The following is a 15,296-nucleotide window of genomic DNA, read 5'->3' as shown; positions in this document are numbered from 1 at the left end:
GCAACTGAAAAACCCTGACCGGTGGCTTTTCCAGGGGGCGGGTGGCACGTATGATTGCGCCTCGTTATGCGCCAGTCTGGCACCCGCTCTATTTGCATTCAAACGGATTCTTGAAGCATAGCGGCGTTCGCCAACGCAGAATTTCCCAGTGCCAAGGTACTCACCTTGCCTGGATCGTTCATTTTCGGGATCCCATCACCATGCAGGTCAGCAAATCAAACAAGCTCGCCAACGTCTGTTATGACATTCGCGGCCCAGTGCTCAAGCACGCCAAACGTCTGGAAGAGGAAGGCCAACGCATCCTCAAGCTGAATATCGGCAACCCGGCGCCTTTTGGTTTTGAAGCGCCGGACGAAATCCTGCAGGACGTGATCCGCAACCTGCCGACCGCGCAAGGTTACAGCGACTCCAAAGGCCTTTTCAGCGCCCGTAAGGCGGTGATGCAGTACTACCAGCAAAAAGAAGTTGAAGGTGTCGGCATCGAAGACATCTACCTGGGCAACGGCGTGTCCGAACTGATCGTGATGTCGCTGCAAGCGTTGCTCAACAACGGTGACGAAGTGCTGGTGCCAGCCCCCGACTACCCGTTGTGGACAGCTGCCGTGACCCTGGCCGGTGGCCACCCGGTGCACTACCTGTGCGACGAGCAGGCCAACTGGTGGCCTGATCTGGCCGACATTAAGGCCAAGATCACCCCTAACACAAAAGCCATGGTCATCATCAACCCGAACAACCCAACGGGTGCGGTGTACTCCAAGGAAGTGTTGCTGGGCATGCTCGAACTGGCACGCCAGCACAACCTGGTGGTGTTCTCGGATGAAATCTACGACAAGATTCTATACGACGACGCCGTGCACATTTGCACCGCCTCCCTAGCCCCCGACGTGCTGTGCCTGACCTTCAACGGCTTGTCCAAGTCTTACCGGGTGGCAGGCTTCCGTTCCGGCTGGATCGCGATCTCCGGCCCCAAGCAAAATGCCCAAAGCTACATTGAAGGCATCGACATGCTGGCCAACATGCGTTTGTGTGCCAACGTGCCCAGCCAGCATGCCATCCAAACCGCGCTGGGCGGCTACCAAAGCATCAACGACCTGGTACTGCCAAACGGTCGCTTGCTGGAGCAGCGTAACCGCACCTGGGAATTGCTCAATGACATTCCCGGCGTGAGCTGCGTGAAGCCGATGGGCGCGCTGTACGCTTTCCCACGGATCGACCCAAAAGTGTGCCCGATCCTCAACGACGAAAAATTCGTCCTGGACTTGCTGCTCTCGGAAAAACTGCTGGTGGTCCAGGGCACCGCGTTCAACTGGCCTTGGCCCGACCACTTCCGCGTGGTGACATTGCCTCGTGTAGACGAGTTGGACATGGCCATCGGACGGATCGGTAACTTTCTGAAGACCTATCGTCAGTAATTTCCCAGCATGCTGTGCGACTAATGAAAAGTCGCACAGCATGTGTCCAATGAAACATTCTTCAGCTGTTTCCTCCTCTGCCCTTCAAAAAAAATTAAAAACCGGTAAAGCCTTTTATTTACTGGCTTCGGACTAAACTTTTGCCTAAAGAAGTGGCATGTCCCTATTAGGAAATGTCAGGCGCTGCTCTGGAATCACCCTGTAGGACACAGTTTGAAATAGTCACTTGGTTGAATAGCCTGAAGCAGCACCTTATATACCCGCATACGGCAATACCCCTAGACGAGGAGATTCTTACAACCATGATGCGCATTCTGCTGTTTTTGGCCACTAACCTGGCGGTCGTGCTGATTGCCAGCATCACCCTGAGCCTGTTCGGCTTTAACGGGTTCATGGCGGCCAACGGGGTTGATCTGAACCTCAGTCAGCTGTTGGTGTTCTGTGCGGTCTTTGGTTTTGCAGGGTCTTTGTTCTCGCTGTTCATCTCTAAATGGATGGCGAAAATGAGTACCAGCACCCAGGTGATCACTCAACCTCGTACCCGCCACGAGCAATGGTTGATGCAAACCGTTGAACAACTGTCCCGCGAAGCCGGGATCAAAATGCCTGAAGTGGGTATTTTCCCAGCCTACGAGGCCAATGCCTTTGCAACCGGCTGGAACAAAAACGATGCACTGGTTGCAGTCAGCCAAGGCTTGCTGGAGCGGTTCTCGCCCGATGAAGTGAAGGCAGTACTGGCTCACGAAATCGGCCACGTCGCCAACGGTGACATGGTTACGCTGGCCTTGGTTCAAGGCGTGGTGAACACCTTTGTGATGTTCTTTGCCCGTATCATCGGCAATTTCGTCGACAAGGTGGTGTTCAAAAACGAGGAAGGCCGAGGCATTGCTTACTATGTCGCGACCATCTTCGCGGAACTGGTTCTGGGCTTCCTGGCCAGCGCCATCGTGATGTGGTTCTCGCGCAAACGTGAGTTCCGGGCTGACGAAGCCGGTGCTCATCTAGCCGGTACTGCAGCCATGATCAGCGCCTTACAACGCCTACGCTCCGAGCAAGGCCTGCCGGTGCACATGCCGGACACTTTGAGTGCTTTCGGCATCAATGGTGGCTTGAAGCAAGGCCTAGCGCGGATGTTCATGAGCCACCCGCCACTGGAAGAACGTATTGATGCACTGCGTCGCCGCGGCTAACCCCACGGCAAGCACAAAAAAGGGCGACTCCGGTCGCTCTTTTTTGTGTCCAGCAATCAGCCCCCGGATGTTTTGCTCAGGCGATAAACCCGCTCATCAAGACGCGTCACCCCGCTCTTGAGAAACTTCCACTCCTGGCCAAGCACATCAGCCTCCTCAAGGGTTTCCAATGACCAATCAGGCGCCATCAGACGCTGAACCTCAGCATCTGGCACTGAAAACGGCGGTCCGCTCATCTGCGACTGATCGTAGTCGAGGGTAATCAACAGCCCTTTGCAGCCTTGGGCGAGGATATTGCCAAGGTGTCGAACATAGGTCTCACGCATTTCAGGCGGCAAAGCAATGATCGCCGCACGGTCGTACAGCCCTCTGCACTGAGCCACATCTTCGGCGGTCAGGGCAAAGAAATCACCACACAAGAGCGTGATAGGGCCCGCCTCGTACACCGTGAAAGCGCCTTGCTGGCGAATATCGGGATTGATCTGTTGTTCGTGAAAAAACTGCTCCACGGCCGTCTGCGAGAGCTCTACACCCAACACTTCGTAGCCATTGGCCGCTAGCCAGCTCAGATCCAGGCTTTTACCGCACAAGGGCACCAGCACTCGGCTGCCCTGCTCCAACCCAACCGTCGGCCACAGACGTTGAAGGTAGGCATTGGCCTTATCTAGGTGAAAGCCGATCTGATTGCGCTCCCAGCGGTCGTGCCAAAATTCTGGCTGCATGATTCACCTTTAAATTCGATAAATAAGTACTAAAACTTATATTGGATTTAGATCAATGATCAGGTTGAAGATGGCGCATCTTAACCTTGAGGACGCACACCATGCTGCCCAGCCTATTTATATCGCACGGTTCTCCGATGCTAGCACTGGAACCCGGCGAAAGCGGCCCGGCATTGCAGCAACTGGCCGCTGAGCTGCCCCGCCCCAAAGCCATTGTCGTCGTCTCGGCCCATTGGGAAAGCAACGACCTGAGGGTCGCCAGCCACTCTGCACCTGAAACCTGGCACGACTTTGGCGGTTTCCCACCTGAGTTGTTCGCCGTGCAATACCCCGCTCCGGGTGATCCTGCGTTGGCAGCCCGCATCGTACAACTGCTGGAAGCACATGGCATGCCCGCACAACTGGATGACAAGCGCCCTTTTGACCATGGGGCCTGGGTGCCACTGTCGCTGATGTACCCGGCGGCCGACATTCCTGTGGTGCAGGTTTCGTTGCCAAGTCGGCTGGGGCCGGTGGTTCAAACAGAAGTGGGCCAAGCGTTGGCATCTCTGCGCAGCGAAGGCATCTTGCTGATCGGCTCCGGCAGCATCACGCACAACCTGCGCGAGCTGAATTGGCGCGCCGGACCTGAAATCAGTGAGCCTTGGGCACAGGCATTTCGGGCCTGGATGATCGATAAGTTGGCTGCCGAGGATGAAGCAGCCTTGCACCAATACCGTCAGCAGGCACCGTTTGCGGCCAAAAACCATCCCAGCGAAGAACACCTGTTGCCGCTGTACTTTGCCCGTGGTGCGGGCGGGGATTTCAGCATTGCCCATCAAGGTTGGACCTTGGGAGCGCTGGGCATGGATATCTATCGGTTTGGCTGACAACCGCCGGAGCCTGCCAGATCGCAGGCAAAAAAAATCCCCGAACCAGTCGGGGATTTTTTAGCGATTAATCACAGCGCACTGTGATTAATCTTCGCGGTAGCGACGCAGCTTCAACTGCTTGCCCGCAACACGCGTGTCTTTCAACTTGGCCAGCAGTTTTTCCAGGCCATCTTCCGGCAGTTCTACCAAGCTGAAGCTATCGCGCACTTGAATGCGACCGATTGCTTCACGTGCCAAGCCACCCTCGTTGAGGATAGCGCCCAGCAGGTTCTTGGCAGCGATACCATCACGCGCACCCAGCGCGGTACGGCAACGAGCACGGCCTTCAGCCAATGGAACCGGAGCGCGACGCTCACGATCACCACGGTCTGGACGGTCGCCAGTACGCTCGGACGAACGCTCACGCGGTGCGCTGTTAGGCACCAGTGGACGCTCGCGCTCGATAGCTGCCAAGGTCAGAGCCTGACCGTTGGTGGCTTTGCGCAACAGAGCTGCGGCCAGTGCACGCGGGCTGCAACCAATATCGGCGGTCAGGCGGTCTAGCAGGTCGCCGTGGGTCGATTCAGCATCAGCAACCAGTGGCGCCAGGCTGTTGGTCAGTTTCTTGATGCGAGCATCGAGAACTGCCTGAGCATCCGGCAGGCGGACCTCAGCAACCTTTTGACCAGTGACACGCTCGATCACTTGCAGCATGCGGCGCTCACGAGGAGTCACCAGCAACAGTGCACGACCTTCGCGACCGGCACGACCAGTACGGCCGATACGGTGAACGTAGGACTCTGGATCGTACGGCATGTCAACGTTGAACACGTGAGTGATACGCGGAACGTCAAGACCACGAGCAGCTACGTCGGTCGCTACAACGATGTCCAGACGGCCATCTTTGAGAGAGTCGATAACGCGCTCACGTTGGTTCTGAGCAATGTCACCGTTCAGCGCAGCAGCTTTATAGCCTTTGGCTTCCAGGGCACTGGCCAAGTCCAGGGTCGCTTGCTTAGTGCGTACGAACATGATCAGGGCGTCGAAGTCTTCAACTTCCAGCAGGCTCAATACAGCCGAGGTCTTCTGGTCAGCGTGAACCAACAGGTGAGCCTGTTCGATCGCGGTAACGGTCTGAGTCTTGGTCTGGATTTTTACGTGTTGCGGATCGCGCAAATGGCGCTCAGCAATGGCACGGATCGACTGCGGCAAGGTGGCCGAGAACAATACGGTCTGACGAGTAGCAGGCAAAGCCTTGAAGATCACTTCAAGGTCATCCATGAAGCCCAGCTTGAGCATTTCGTCAGCTTCGTCGAGAACCAGGTGGTTCACGGTCGCCAATACTTTTTCGTCACGACGCAGGTGGTCGCACAGACGGCCCGGAGTGGCGACAACAATTTGTGCGCCATTACGGATTGCTTTCAGTTGTGGGCCCATAGGCGCGCCGCCGTAAACGGCCACAACGGTAACGCCCGGCATTTGCTTGGCGTAGGTTTCGAAAGCGGTTGCTACTTGCAGCGCCAACTCACGGGTTGGCGCCAGGATCAGGGCTTGCGGCTCGCGCTTAGCAGGATCGATGCGATGCAGGATCGGCAGGGCAAATGCGGCGGTTTTACCCGTACCGGTTTGCGCCTGACCAATCATGTCGTGACCGGCCATAATGATCGGGATCGATTGCTGCTGAATCGCCGAAGGTTCTTCGTAGCCAGTCGCTATGACAGCTGCAAGAATGTTCGGATTAAGATTAAAAGCGGCGAAGCCGCCGGTTTCCTGGGTCATGGGTCTGCCTCTAAGTGCATCCGCAAAGACCCATGCTCCAAAGCTGCGCATGCCGTGTAAGACTCAAGAGTCGCCCTGGCTGCTTTGTCGGCGGGGATTTGCGAAAACGTTAAATGAATGGAGCGTTCAGGGTAGTCCGCGAAACGGACGAGCAGCCGAAGCGTGCTTCGGGAAATGCAACACCTAAACGTGGCCCGGCTAAAGGCCGGCGCGCACTATACCGGATTTATCAAAAAAAAGAAGCGCTTTTTTAGTGCGCAATCGTCTGTATGCCTCTGTAGACCGGGCTTTAGCGATATTTTAGGCGTTGCAAAATCGTTTCGCGCCCGGCCACTCTGGGGCAATCGCTAAAACGATTAACCCGAGCGCCTCAAGTCGCTGGACGAATCGACTTGATTAACGGTTCCAGCGAATACCCCAAACGCGGGGCCAACGCCTGCGCACGCGCAGTCAGTGCGTGCATGTCCAAGGTTTGATCCAGGTCGCTAGGCACCAGCAGGATCACATTGCCTTCTTTGACCGGCAGCTCCCAGTAGTGGCGATGGTACAAGCCACGCAACAAGGCGGCACCCAGCGGTTTACCATCATCGGTCGCCCATTGGTTAATCACCAGCCAGCCGTTAGCCGACAGTTTTTTCTGGCAGTTTTCGAGAAAGTTCCAGGCCAGGTGACCTGCCGCTGGCCCCAGATCGTTATAGAGGTCGACGAAAATCAGGTCCGCCGACTCTGCGCTGGGCAGCAACTCCACGGCATCGCCAATGCGAATGTACAGCCGCGGATCATCGTCCAGCCCTAGGTATTCAATGGCCAGACGCGGCACATCCGGGCGTAGCTCAATGGCTTCGACATCATCAAGCGGCAAGAACTTCAAGCAGGCTTGGGTTAGGGTTCCGGCGCCAAGCCCAAGAAACAAGGCACTTTCAGGCGCCTCATGGCACAGCGCACCGATCAGCATGGCACGGGTGTAGTCATACTCCAGCCAGCTTGGATCAGCCGTGAACACGCAGCTTTGCTCAATCGCATCGCCAAATTCGAGGAAGCGGTAGTCTTCCACTTCCAGCACTCGAATCATGCCGAAGTCATCATGGACTTCAGCGAGCAGGCGCTCAACGCGCTCCTCAGACATTGCCTCTCCTTGCCGCGCCCCGACACACACGGGCAACGCGCTAAAAACCACCACTCGATATCGAGCGCAAAGGCGCAATTGTCGGCCATTGCAGCGCAACAGGTCACGCACTAATTGCTGATAACATGCGCCACCCCTTTCCCACACTAGAGTCTGCGATGAGCCAACCCTGGAGCCCTGACAGCTGGCGCGCCCTGCCGATCCAGCAACAACCCCACTACCCTGACGCGGCGCATTTGCAGCGCGTTGAACAAAGCCTGGCGAGCTATCCGCCGCTGGTATTTGCAGGCGAAGCCCGCGAGCTGCGCCGTCAATTTGCCGAGGTGACTCAGGGGCGGGCGTTCCTGTTACAGGGCGGTGATTGTGCGGAAAGCTTTGCTGAGTTTTCGGCAGCCAAGATTCGCGACACCTTCAAGGTATTGCTGCAAATGGCCATCGTCATGACGTTTGCGGCGGGCTGCCCAGTGGTCAAGGTGGGACGCATGGCGGGCCAATTCGCCAAGCCGCGCTCGGCCAATGATGAAACGATCAATGGCGTCACGCTGCCGGCTTATCGCGGCGACATTGTGAATGGCATCGGTTTCGATGAAAAAAGCCGCGTGCCAGACCCCGAGCGCTTGCTGCAGTCTTACCACCAGTCCACCGCGACCCTGAACCTGCTGCGCGCCTTTGCCCAAGGCGGCTTTGCCGACCTGCATCAGGTACACAAGTGGAACTTGGATTTCATCGCCAATTCGGCGCTGGCTGAAAAGTACAGCCAACTGGCCGACCGCATCGACGAAACCTTAGCCTTTATGCGCGCCTGCGGCATGGACACCTCGCCGCAACTGCGCGAAACCAGCTTTTTTACCGCCCACGAAGCCTTGCTGCTGAACTATGAAGAAGCCTTCGTACGCCGCGACAGCCTGACCAACGATTACTACGACTGCTCGGCGCACATGCTCTGGATTGGCGACCGCACCCGCCAACTGGACGGCGCCCATGTCGAGTTCCTGCGCGGGGTGAACAACCCGATCGGGGTCAAGGTTGGCCCGACCATGAACACCGAGGAACTGATCCGCCTGATCGACATCCTCAACCCCGACAACGACCCGGGCCGTCTTAACCTGATCGTGCGTATGGGTGCCAACAAAGTGGGCGACCATTTGCCGCAACTGATCCGCGCGGTTGAGAGCGAAGGTAAAAAGGTGCTGTGGAGCAGCGATCCCATGCACGCCAACACCATCAAGGCCAGCAGCGGCTACAAGACCCGCGATTTTGCGCAGATCCTGGGCGAGGTGAAGCAGTTCTTCCAGGTACACGAAGCCGAAGGCAGCTACGCGGGCGGGATCCATATCGAAATGACCGGGCAAAACGTTACCGAATGCATTGGCGGTGCCAACCCGATTACCGAAGACGGCTTGTCAGATCGTTATCACACCCACTGCGACCCGCGCATGAACGCCGATCAGTCGCTGGAACTGGCGTTTTTGATTGCCGAGACGCTCAAACAGGTAAAACGCTAAAACCCGTGGGAACGGGCTTGCTCGTTATTTAGGCGCCTCGGTATTTCAGCTAGATCGAGGTGATGCCATCGCGAGCAAGCCCGCTCCCACGCAAGCGAGATCGCTCACTTCTTGAGCGGATCATCCCAAAATGCGCGATGGCTTTCGGTTTCAATGTCTGCCCTGCTGAGGCCTAGGTCCTTGAGCGCCGCATCGCTGATTCGCCGCAAACTCGCACGCTCTTGCGACAGCTGATACCAACGCGCAATACGCGCCCACCACTGCACGGCTCTTTGACCTTTCATCACTTGATACCTCCTTGGGGATGGTTCAAGTCTCGGCCCAGGCATAATATCAATCCAACGAATGTTTCTTATGTGACACATCTGCGAGATTGATCAATGGCCGAGTTTCCCAGTATCGATACCGACCTGTTGCGCACCTTTGCCGCGATTGCTGATCACGGGGGTTTTACCCGCGCCGCCGATGTCGTCAATCGCACGCAGTCGGCGGTCAGCATGCAGATGAAGCGGCTGGAGGAGGACGTGCTGCAATGCGTACTGTTCAAGCGTGAGGGCCGCAGTGTCAGCCTCACCCCCGAAGGCGTGCTGCTACTGGGTTACGCACGGCGGATTCTTAAACTGCACAGTGAGGTCTTCAGCACGCTGCGCAAACCGCAGATGGTCGGCACGGTAAAAATCGGCTCGCCGGATGATTACGTGATGCGTTTTTTGCCCGGCGTGCTCATGCGCTTTGCTCAGGATTACCCGCTGATCGATGTTGAAGTGCATTGCGAGCCGTCCGCCCAACTGCTGCAACGCAACGATCTGGACCTGACCATCGTGACCCGCCAGCCGGGCAACGAAATCGGCCAGTTGCTGCGCCACGAACGCTTCGTGTGGATGGTGGCTCAAGGCTTCTCGCCCCACGAACAAACGCCCCTGCCGCTGGCCATGTTCAATACCGACTGTTTTTGCCGAACCTGGGCCTGCAATGCGCTGGATATTCAGCAGCGCGAATACCGGGTGGCGTATACCAGCGCCAGCTTGGCGGCGATCAATGCCGTGGTCAGTACAGGGTTGGCCGTGACTGCCCAGCTGGAAAGCCTGCTGACGCCGAATTTACGCATTATTGGTGAGGCCGAGAACCTGCCTGCATTGCCTTCGGCGAGCATTGTGCTGATGCGCAAACACAGCGGCGCGCCCTCGCCGATCATTGAGTGCTTTGCCGAATACATCGTTGAAGGCTTTAAGCTTTAACCGCCAGCAACGCCGCACACAGCAGCAGAAAACAGCAGTACAAGCCACGCAGCAAACGCTCAGGCATGGCATAGGCCACCTTCACGCCCCAACTGATACTCAACAAGCCGCCCACGGCCATCGGCAACCCCATGAGCCAGTTGACCTCACCGTGCGCGGCGTAAGTCAGCAAGGTGACTGTGGTGCTCGGCGCCGCCAGCGCCAGAGACAGGCCTTGAGCCACGACCTGGCTAGTGCCGAACACACTGGTCAGCACGGGCGCAGCGACCACGGCCCCGCCAACACCGAACAGCCCGCCGGTGGTGCCTGCCAACACACCCAGCGCGCCATACGAGCGCCAGCCAAAGCGCGAGCCGTTCACCGGCTGCCGGGCTGATCCATACAGTTTGAACAGGTTGTAAAGAGTGATCGCGAGCAGAAAGCCAATGAAGCCCCAACGAATGAGGCCCGCATCCACGCCGACGGCCAGCATTGCGCCAAGCCAGGCAAAACAAAAACTCATCAACACCAGCGGCAATGCTTGACGCAGTTCGATTTTATTGCGCTGGTGGTAGCGATACAGCGCGAGATACACATTGGGTACAGACATCACCAGGGCAGTGCCTTGCGCCATTTGCTGATCGAGACCAAACCACATCCCCAGCACCGGGATAGCGATCAACGCACCACCAATCCCGAACAGCCCGCCCAACGCGCCTAAAACGACGCCCAAGGCCCCGTACATTGCAAAATCAATGAGCATTTCTACCCCTCAGTCAGAGTGGCCATGCTAACCAGTCACTCCTGTACGGCAAAGCTTAAACCGCACCGCGCGCCTGTTTTCACACGCAAAAAAAACCCGACATTGAAGTCGGGTTTTTTCATCGTGCGGTTAACGCAAGGTTTAAACCTTTGCGCGGCCCTTGTAAGAGCCACCTTCACGGGTGTCGATCTCGATCCAATCGCCGATTTCAACGAAATCTGCAACGCTCAGTTCGGTACCGTTTTTCAGTTTGGCAGGCTTCATTACCTTGCCCGAAGTGTCGCCGCGAGCGGAACCTTCGGTGTAGTCAACCTGACGCACGATAGTGGTCGGCAGTTCTACGGAAACCAGACGCTCTTCAAAGAAGATCGCTTCGCAAACGTCAGTCATGCCTTCTTCGATGAATGGCAGAACCGCTTCGATGTCTTCAGCGTTCAGCTCGTACATGGTGTAGTCAGAGGTGTCCATGAACGTGTAGGTGTCGCCGCTGATGAAGGACAGGGTCGCTTCTTTGCGATCCAGGATCACGTCTTCCAGCTTGTCATCTGCGCTGTATACGATTTCAGTCTTGTAGCCAGTCAGCAGGTTCTTCAGCTTGGTCTTCATGATTGCGCTGTTACGACCGGACTTGGTGAACTCAGCTTTCTGAACCAACCAAGGGTCGTTTTCGAGCTTGATGACTGTACCGGGTTTAAGCTCTTTACCAGTTTTCATTACGAATATCCGAATTTGGATTGAGATTTACAAAAATCTAGGCCGCGTATCATATCCAATTTCTATAAAACAGTACCAGCGCTTGCGCAAGATCAGCCTGCAATGACTGTTCCAGACACCATTGCTCAGCGTGCTCGCTGAGCTCTTGCCAGTGTTCCTGCACTCCATTCCAGCTTTGAGCCATGTCGGAACCGGCATTCCAGGCGTGCCACAACCCGGTGAATGCCTGTGCGGCAGCGGGCGAAAGGGCTTTTACATACAACGCCAAAAAGGCATTGAGCTTGACCCAATGCGCGTCTTCTTCCTGTTCATAAATGTGCCAAAGCAGCGGCCGCCCCGCCCATTGCGCCCGCACGAACGAGTCTTCGCCGCGCACCGCATTGAAATCACAGCTCCACAACACGCGGTCGTAATCTTGCTGCCGGACGAATGGTAGCGCCTGAACGGTCAATGACCCACGCTGCTCAACACGTCCTAGCCCAAGCTCATCAATCTCAAGCCAGCGCAGCAGATCGCCCATGATCCGGCCCTGCGGAACCAACAGATGGGTGGGCGTGTTGCCCGTTGCCATGGCGTCCAGCCAACTGGCCAGCCCGCTGTTCTCATAGGCAAACAGGGAGATCAGCCGCGCGTTGTCTGCTGCAAAAACGCCCAAGCCCTGCAAAAACGCCTGCCGGGCCTGCGGGTCTTGCTCAAAGGCCCGGCGCCGCGCCAGCAAGTCAGCCTCGCGCAACAGGCCGCCAGTCCCGGCATCAAAACCTGGAAAGAAGAACATCCGCTTCAAACCATCCGGCCGCAGGGAGGGCAAACCATGGCAGCCGCTGACCCAGTCTTCGGCGCTTAAATATTCAAGATTTATCCACAGCACCGGTGTTTCTCGCGCTTTCATGGCGAGTCGGTAACTGTCGGGCAAGGTGCAGGCGAAGGCTTCGATCACCACATCGGCAACCTCCACCGGCTGCCAGTCCTTGGGCCACGCGCGCACCTCCACGCCCTGCTGCCATTGCTGAGCGGCGCTGGCGTCGGCCTCAGGACAGAGCGGCACAAACGCCTGCACATCATCGACCCACAACCGAACGGGCACCTGATGCTCAGCCACCAACTGGCGAGCCAAACGCCAGGTCACACCAATGTCGCCGTAGTTATCGACCACACTGCAAAAAATATCCCAGGAGGCTTTCATTCCGGGCTCCGACATTAAAAGGGCTGATTGTCCGTACAAATCAACGCGTACAGAAGGCTTGAGGCGGATTAATCTGCCGAAGAGTCGTGCGACAATCGCCGCTCGCCTCTATCAAGCCCCCTCTTATGAACAAGACCGCCGTGCACCAGCAGATGCTGGAACAGCTCGCCATCGACCTCGACGTACTCCAACGTGCGGCGCAAACAGCATATGAGGCTGCGACCCACAAAGAGAACATTGCCGAGAACAAGTACGACACCCTTGGGCTTGAAGCGTCTTACCTGGCAACCGGCCAGGCACGCCGGGTTGAAGAAATTCGCCTAGCGCTGAAAAACTGCCAGGCCATGACCCTCACCCCGTTTAACCCGGCGCAGGGGATTCAGGTCGGGGCATTGGTCAGGCTTGAAGCTGACAATGGCAACGAACAGTGGTTATTCCTGGCCCCGGAAGCCGCCGGCCTCAAGCTTGACCATGACGGTCACACCGTGACCGTCATCACCCCGCGCGCACCGCTGGGCGCAGCCTTGCTCGGCAAGCAGATGGACGATGACGTGCAAATCAACGTGGGTGGCGCAGTGCAGGGGTTTGTGGTTTGCGAGGTTGACTAAACGCTCGCGCCTACAGGTTTAGAGATTACTTGGCCGCCATCAAACGGTTCACTTCACTGCGCACCATGTTGGCGTATTCCGGCGGGGACATGGCGTCCAGCTCCGAACGTACCCACTCAGACCACTTGCCCTTGCGCTTGGCGCGCTCCCCAAACAAACGCGCCGCGTCTGCCTTGGCTTTGCCCAAGTTACTCTGCCAAAGCTCGTACAAACGAGACTTTTCATCTTCAAGCGCAGCCCGCTCAGCGAGTGGCTTATTGGCGAGGTTGAAGCTCATTAGATTTTCCTGCGGCGTAAATTAGGCGACATCTTACACCTTCAAAAGAAGTGTCTCAGTCTGGATTTTAACTACGCTCACACCTCAGCTTCAGAATCCGTTTAAAAAAGATGCAACTTTTTAGCATTGGGTTGACTCCATTAGTCATCACCCTTTTCACCTGCAAGGAGTACCGCAATGGCTCGAAAAAATGCCGTACAAGCCGCTGAAGATCAAATCAAGGATCAAGCGTTCAGCGAGCTTCAAGAACTGATTGCCGAATCTGACAAACTGCTCAAAGACAGCGCGTCTTTGATTGGCGAAGAAGGCGAGACCTTGCGTGCGCAGGTCGGTTTGAAACTCAAACAAGCGCTGGACTCTGTGAGTAATGTGCGTGAGCGCAGCAAACCCGTCGTCGATGCCACCGAAAACTATATCGGTGGGCACCCATGGCAAACCGTGGCCATCTCGGCCGGTTTCGGCCTGGTAGTCGGCCTGCTGCTGGGACGCCGCAACTAATTCAATTGCAACGCCCGTAAACCAAGCCCTTTCGCCGTCATAGCGAGGGGGCTTTGTGGTTTAGAAATCACAATTTTTGACATATTCAGTGACATTGCGCTCGAGCATTCCGGATACTTCACGGTATTCCCCCCATGCTAACGAGACAGTCAATGTCCGATTCCACCGTTGCTACAAAACCTTTGAGCACTGCCCTGATACTGCTGATGGCGATTGCCACCGGCCTTGCTGTCGCCAGTAATTACTACGCACAACCTTTGCTGCACACCATCGCCAAAGAGCTGGGTTTGAGCATGGAAAGTGCCGGCACGGTGGTGATCACCGCTCAACTGAGTTACGGCGCCGGGCTGTTGTTGCTGGTGCCGCTGGGCGACCTGTTTGAACAACGCCGACTGATCGTCACCATGACGGTGCTCAGTGCCTTGGGCCTGCTGTTAAGCGCTTTCGCCCCGTCGTTGACGTGGCTATTAATCGGTACCGCAGTCACCGGACTGTTTTCGGTGTCGGCCCAAGTGCTGGTCCCAATGGCCGCCAGCCTGACCGACCCGAAAAGCCGCGGTAGTGTGGTTGGCACGCTGATGAGTGGCCTGCTGCTGGGTATTTTGCTGGCCCGTACCGTGGCCGGGGCACTGTCATCGGCCGGTGACTGGCGGACCATTTACCTGCTAGCAGCGGCCCTGATGCTAATCAGCGCCATTTCGCTGTTCTGCGCCCTGCCTAATCATCACCACAGCGCCGGCCTGAGCTACCCCAGACTACTGGGCTCGGTGTTCAAGCTATTTGTCGAGGAGCCGGTGCTGCGCCTGCGTTCATTGCTGGGCCTGCTGACCTTCTCGCTGTTTGCCTTGTTCTGGACGCCACTGGCGTTCTTGCTGGCCGTACCGCCTTACGACTATTCAGACGGGGTGATTGGTCTGTTTGGCCTCGCAGGTGCGGTGGGCGCACTGGCCGCCAATTGGGCCGGACGCATGGCAGACCGTGGTCGTGGACAAATGGCGACGACCGTCGGTCTGCTGGTTCTGTTGGCCTGCTGGCTGCCCATGGCGTTTGCCGGTCACTCATTGATCGCGCTGATTATCGGCGTACTGGCCCTCGACTTTGCCGTGCAACTGGTACACGTGAGCAATCAGAACGCCGTGTTCCAAGTCCGTCCTGCGGCGCGTAACCGATTGAATGCCGGTTATATCACCTGTTATTTCATTGGCGGTGCGCTGGGTTCCTTGATCGGTGCACAGACCTACCCGGCCTATGGCTGGAGCGGCATCGTCATCGTCGGCGCCGTAATCGCAACCCTCGCGCTGGCCATCTGGGGCTATGTGCTGCAACGCGAAAGCAAGCTGCATGCTGTTAGCTAAGGCGCCACGTAGCGCTTTTCATCACTTGGCGAACTCGCTAGCATGCAAAAAACGCCCTGAAGACGGTCTGCCACGCAGACCGTCCTAATTATCCGA

16 protein-coding genes are annotated in these 15,296 nt (G+C 56.9%); 8 read left to right on the top strand and 8 right to left on the bottom strand.

Annotation, left to right across the window (positions count from 1 at the left end):
• The first annotated feature begins 200 nt into the window (after positions 1–200).
• Together B347_RS0108585 and htpX are read left to right on the top strand one after the other, a co-directional pair.
• Positions 201–1,412, top strand: coding sequence for a pyridoxal phosphate-dependent aminotransferase (locus tag B347_RS0108585; RefSeq protein WP_019409295.1), 1,212 nt, complete (start codon positions 201–203; stop codon positions 1,410–1,412).
• A 302-nt stretch (positions 1,413–1,714) separates the two neighbouring features.
• Positions 1,715–2,602: a protease HtpX gene (gene htpX, locus B347_RS0108580; RefSeq protein ID WP_019409294.1), complete on the top strand. Its 888-nt coding sequence runs from the start codon at positions 1,715–1,717 to the stop codon at positions 2,600–2,602.
• 56 nt (positions 2,603–2,658) lie between these two features.
• Here the strand turns inward: htpX and B347_RS0108575 are convergent, their stop codons facing one another.
• A complete protein-coding gene (locus B347_RS0108575; protein WP_019409293.1) occupies positions 2,659–3,324 on the bottom strand; it encodes a thiopurine S-methyltransferase in 666 nt (221 codons plus the stop codon).
• Positions 3,325–3,425: 101 nt separating this feature from the next.
• Between B347_RS0108575 and B347_RS0108570 the strand changes: the two genes are divergently transcribed.
• Positions 3,426–4,193 carry a DODA-type extradiol aromatic ring-opening family dioxygenase gene (locus tag B347_RS0108570; RefSeq protein WP_019409292.1) on the top strand — a complete coding sequence of 256 codons (768 nt, stop codon included), beginning with the start codon at positions 3,426–3,428 and terminating at the stop codon, positions 4,191–4,193.
• Positions 4,194–4,280: 87 nt separating this feature from the next.
• Here B347_RS0108570 and B347_RS0108565 read toward each other — a convergent pair whose 3' ends face one another.
• Positions 4,281–5,954 (bottom strand): DEAD/DEAH box helicase, encoded by a 1,674-nt coding sequence (locus tag B347_RS0108565; RefSeq protein WP_019409291.1) that lies wholly within the window; start codon positions 5,952–5,954, stop codon positions 4,281–4,283.
• Between the two features lie 370 nt (positions 5,955–6,324).
• Entirely contained in the window at positions 6,325–7,080 is a 756-nt protein-coding gene (locus B347_RS0108560; protein WP_019409290.1) for a spermidine synthase, read from the bottom strand.
• A 158-nt stretch (positions 7,081–7,238) separates the two neighbouring features.
• On the opposite strand from B347_RS0108560, the gene B347_RS0108555 reads away from it, so the two are divergent.
• The gene (locus tag B347_RS0108555; protein ID WP_019409289.1) at positions 7,239–8,585 is read left to right on the top strand and encodes a class II 3-deoxy-7-phosphoheptulonate synthase; all 1,347 of its coding nucleotides are present in this window, start codon (positions 7,239–7,241) and stop codon (positions 8,583–8,585) included.
• 104 nt (positions 8,586–8,689) lie between these two features.
• Here the strand turns inward: B347_RS0108555 and B347_RS0108550 are convergent, their stop codons facing one another.
• A complete protein-coding gene (locus B347_RS0108550; RefSeq protein WP_019409288.1) occupies positions 8,690–8,869 on the bottom strand; it encodes a DUF1127 domain-containing protein in 180 nt (59 codons plus the stop codon).
• A 96-nt stretch (positions 8,870–8,965) separates the two neighbouring features.
• On the opposite strand from B347_RS0108550, the gene B347_RS0108545 reads away from it, so the two are divergent.
• The gene (locus B347_RS0108545; protein ID WP_019409287.1) at positions 8,966–9,823 is read left to right on the top strand and encodes a LysR substrate-binding domain-containing protein; all 858 of its coding nucleotides are present in this window, start codon (positions 8,966–8,968) and stop codon (positions 9,821–9,823) included.
• On the opposite strand, the gene B347_RS0108540 is transcribed toward B347_RS0108545, so the two are convergent.
• From B347_RS0108540 to earP, 3 genes are all read right to left on the bottom strand, one after another.
• The gene (locus B347_RS0108540; RefSeq protein WP_423812778.1) at positions 9,813–10,547 is read right to left on the bottom strand and encodes a sulfite exporter TauE/SafE family protein; all 735 of its coding nucleotides are present in this window, start codon (positions 10,545–10,547) and stop codon (positions 9,813–9,815) included. The genes B347_RS0108545 and B347_RS0108540 overlap by 11 nt on opposite strands.
• A 159-nt stretch (positions 10,548–10,706) precedes the next feature.
• Positions 10,707–11,279 (bottom strand): elongation factor P, encoded by a 573-nt coding sequence (locus tag B347_RS0108535; protein ID WP_019409285.1) that lies wholly within the window; start codon positions 11,277–11,279, stop codon positions 10,707–10,709.
• A 49-nt stretch (positions 11,280–11,328) separates the two neighbouring features.
• Positions 11,329–12,462, bottom strand: coding sequence for an elongation factor P maturation arginine rhamnosyltransferase EarP (earP, locus tag B347_RS0108530; RefSeq protein WP_019409284.1), 1,134 nt, complete (start codon positions 12,460–12,462; stop codon positions 11,329–11,331).
• Positions 12,463–12,587: 125 nt separating this feature from the next.
• Between earP and B347_RS0108525 the strand changes: the two genes are divergently transcribed.
• Positions 12,588–13,070 (top strand): GreA/GreB family elongation factor, encoded by a 483-nt coding sequence (locus B347_RS0108525; RefSeq protein ID WP_019409283.1) that lies wholly within the window; start codon positions 12,588–12,590, stop codon positions 13,068–13,070.
• 25 nt (positions 13,071–13,095) lie between these two features.
• On the opposite strand, the gene B347_RS0108520 is transcribed toward B347_RS0108525, so the two are convergent.
• Positions 13,096–13,347 (bottom strand): hypothetical protein, encoded by a 252-nt coding sequence (locus B347_RS0108520; protein WP_019409282.1) that lies wholly within the window; start codon positions 13,345–13,347, stop codon positions 13,096–13,098.
• Positions 13,348–13,524: 177 nt separating this feature from the next.
• Here B347_RS0108520 and B347_RS0108515 point away from each other — a divergent pair, with 177 nt between their 5' ends.
• A complete protein-coding gene (locus tag B347_RS0108515; RefSeq protein WP_019409281.1) occupies positions 13,525–13,845 on the top strand; it encodes a DUF883 family protein in 321 nt (106 codons plus the stop codon).
• Between the two features lie 152 nt (positions 13,846–13,997).
• Entirely contained in the window at positions 13,998–15,200 is a 1,203-nt protein-coding gene (locus B347_RS0108510) for an MFS transporter (protein WP_019409280.1), read from the top strand.
• Positions 15,201–15,296: the final 96 nt, after the last annotated feature.

The sequence above is a fragment of the Pseudomonas psychrophila HA-4 genome (assembly GCF_000282975.1).
GTDB lineage: Bacteria > Pseudomonadota > Gammaproteobacteria > Pseudomonadales > Pseudomonadaceae > Aquipseudomonas > Aquipseudomonas psychrophila_A.
The sequence above is the reverse complement of the archived record's forward strand: the minus strand, read 5'-3'. Positions and strand labels throughout refer to the sequence as shown.

Coding starts and splice junctions, on each gene's coding strand:
- B347_RS0108585 (WP_019409295.1), top strand. CDS start 201: ATGCAGGTCAGCAAATCAAACAAGCTCGCCAACGTCTGTTATGACATT.
- htpX (WP_019409294.1), top strand. CDS start 1,715: ATGATGCGCATTCTGCTGTTTTTGGCCACTAACCTGGCGGTCGTGCTG.
- B347_RS0108575 (WP_019409293.1), bottom strand. CDS start 3,324: ATGCAGCCAGAATTTTGGCACGACCGCTGGGAGCGCAATCAGATCGGC.
- B347_RS0108570 (WP_019409292.1), top strand. CDS start 3,426: ATGCTGCCCAGCCTATTTATATCGCACGGTTCTCCGATGCTAGCACTG.
- B347_RS0108565 (WP_019409291.1), bottom strand. CDS start 5,954: ATGACCCAGGAAACCGGCGGCTTCGCCGCTTTTAATCTTAATCCGAAC.
- B347_RS0108560 (WP_019409290.1), bottom strand. CDS start 7,080: ATGTCTGAGGAGCGCGTTGAGCGCCTGCTCGCTGAAGTCCATGATGAC.
- B347_RS0108555 (WP_019409289.1), top strand. CDS start 7,239: ATGAGCCAACCCTGGAGCCCTGACAGCTGGCGCGCCCTGCCGATCCAG.
- B347_RS0108550 (WP_019409288.1), bottom strand. CDS start 8,869: ATGAAAGGTCAAAGAGCCGTGCAGTGGTGGGCGCGTATTGCGCGTTGG.
- B347_RS0108545 (WP_019409287.1), top strand. CDS start 8,966: ATGGCCGAGTTTCCCAGTATCGATACCGACCTGTTGCGCACCTTTGCC.
- B347_RS0108540 (WP_423812778.1), bottom strand. CDS start 10,547: ATGTACGGGGCCTTGGGCGTCGTTTTAGGCGCGTTGGGCGGGCTGTTC.
- B347_RS0108535 (WP_019409285.1), bottom strand. CDS start 11,279: ATGAAAACTGGTAAAGAGCTTAAACCCGGTACAGTCATCAAGCTCGAA.
- earP (WP_019409284.1), bottom strand. CDS start 12,462: ATGAAAGCCTCCTGGGATATTTTTTGCAGTGTGGTCGATAACTACGGC.
- B347_RS0108525 (WP_019409283.1), top strand. CDS start 12,588: ATGAACAAGACCGCCGTGCACCAGCAGATGCTGGAACAGCTCGCCATC.
- B347_RS0108520 (WP_019409282.1), bottom strand. CDS start 13,347: ATGAGCTTCAACCTCGCCAATAAGCCACTCGCTGAGCGGGCTGCGCTT.
- B347_RS0108515 (WP_019409281.1), top strand. CDS start 13,525: ATGGCTCGAAAAAATGCCGTACAAGCCGCTGAAGATCAAATCAAGGAT.
- B347_RS0108510 (WP_019409280.1), top strand. CDS start 13,998: ATGTCCGATTCCACCGTTGCTACAAAACCTTTGAGCACTGCCCTGATA.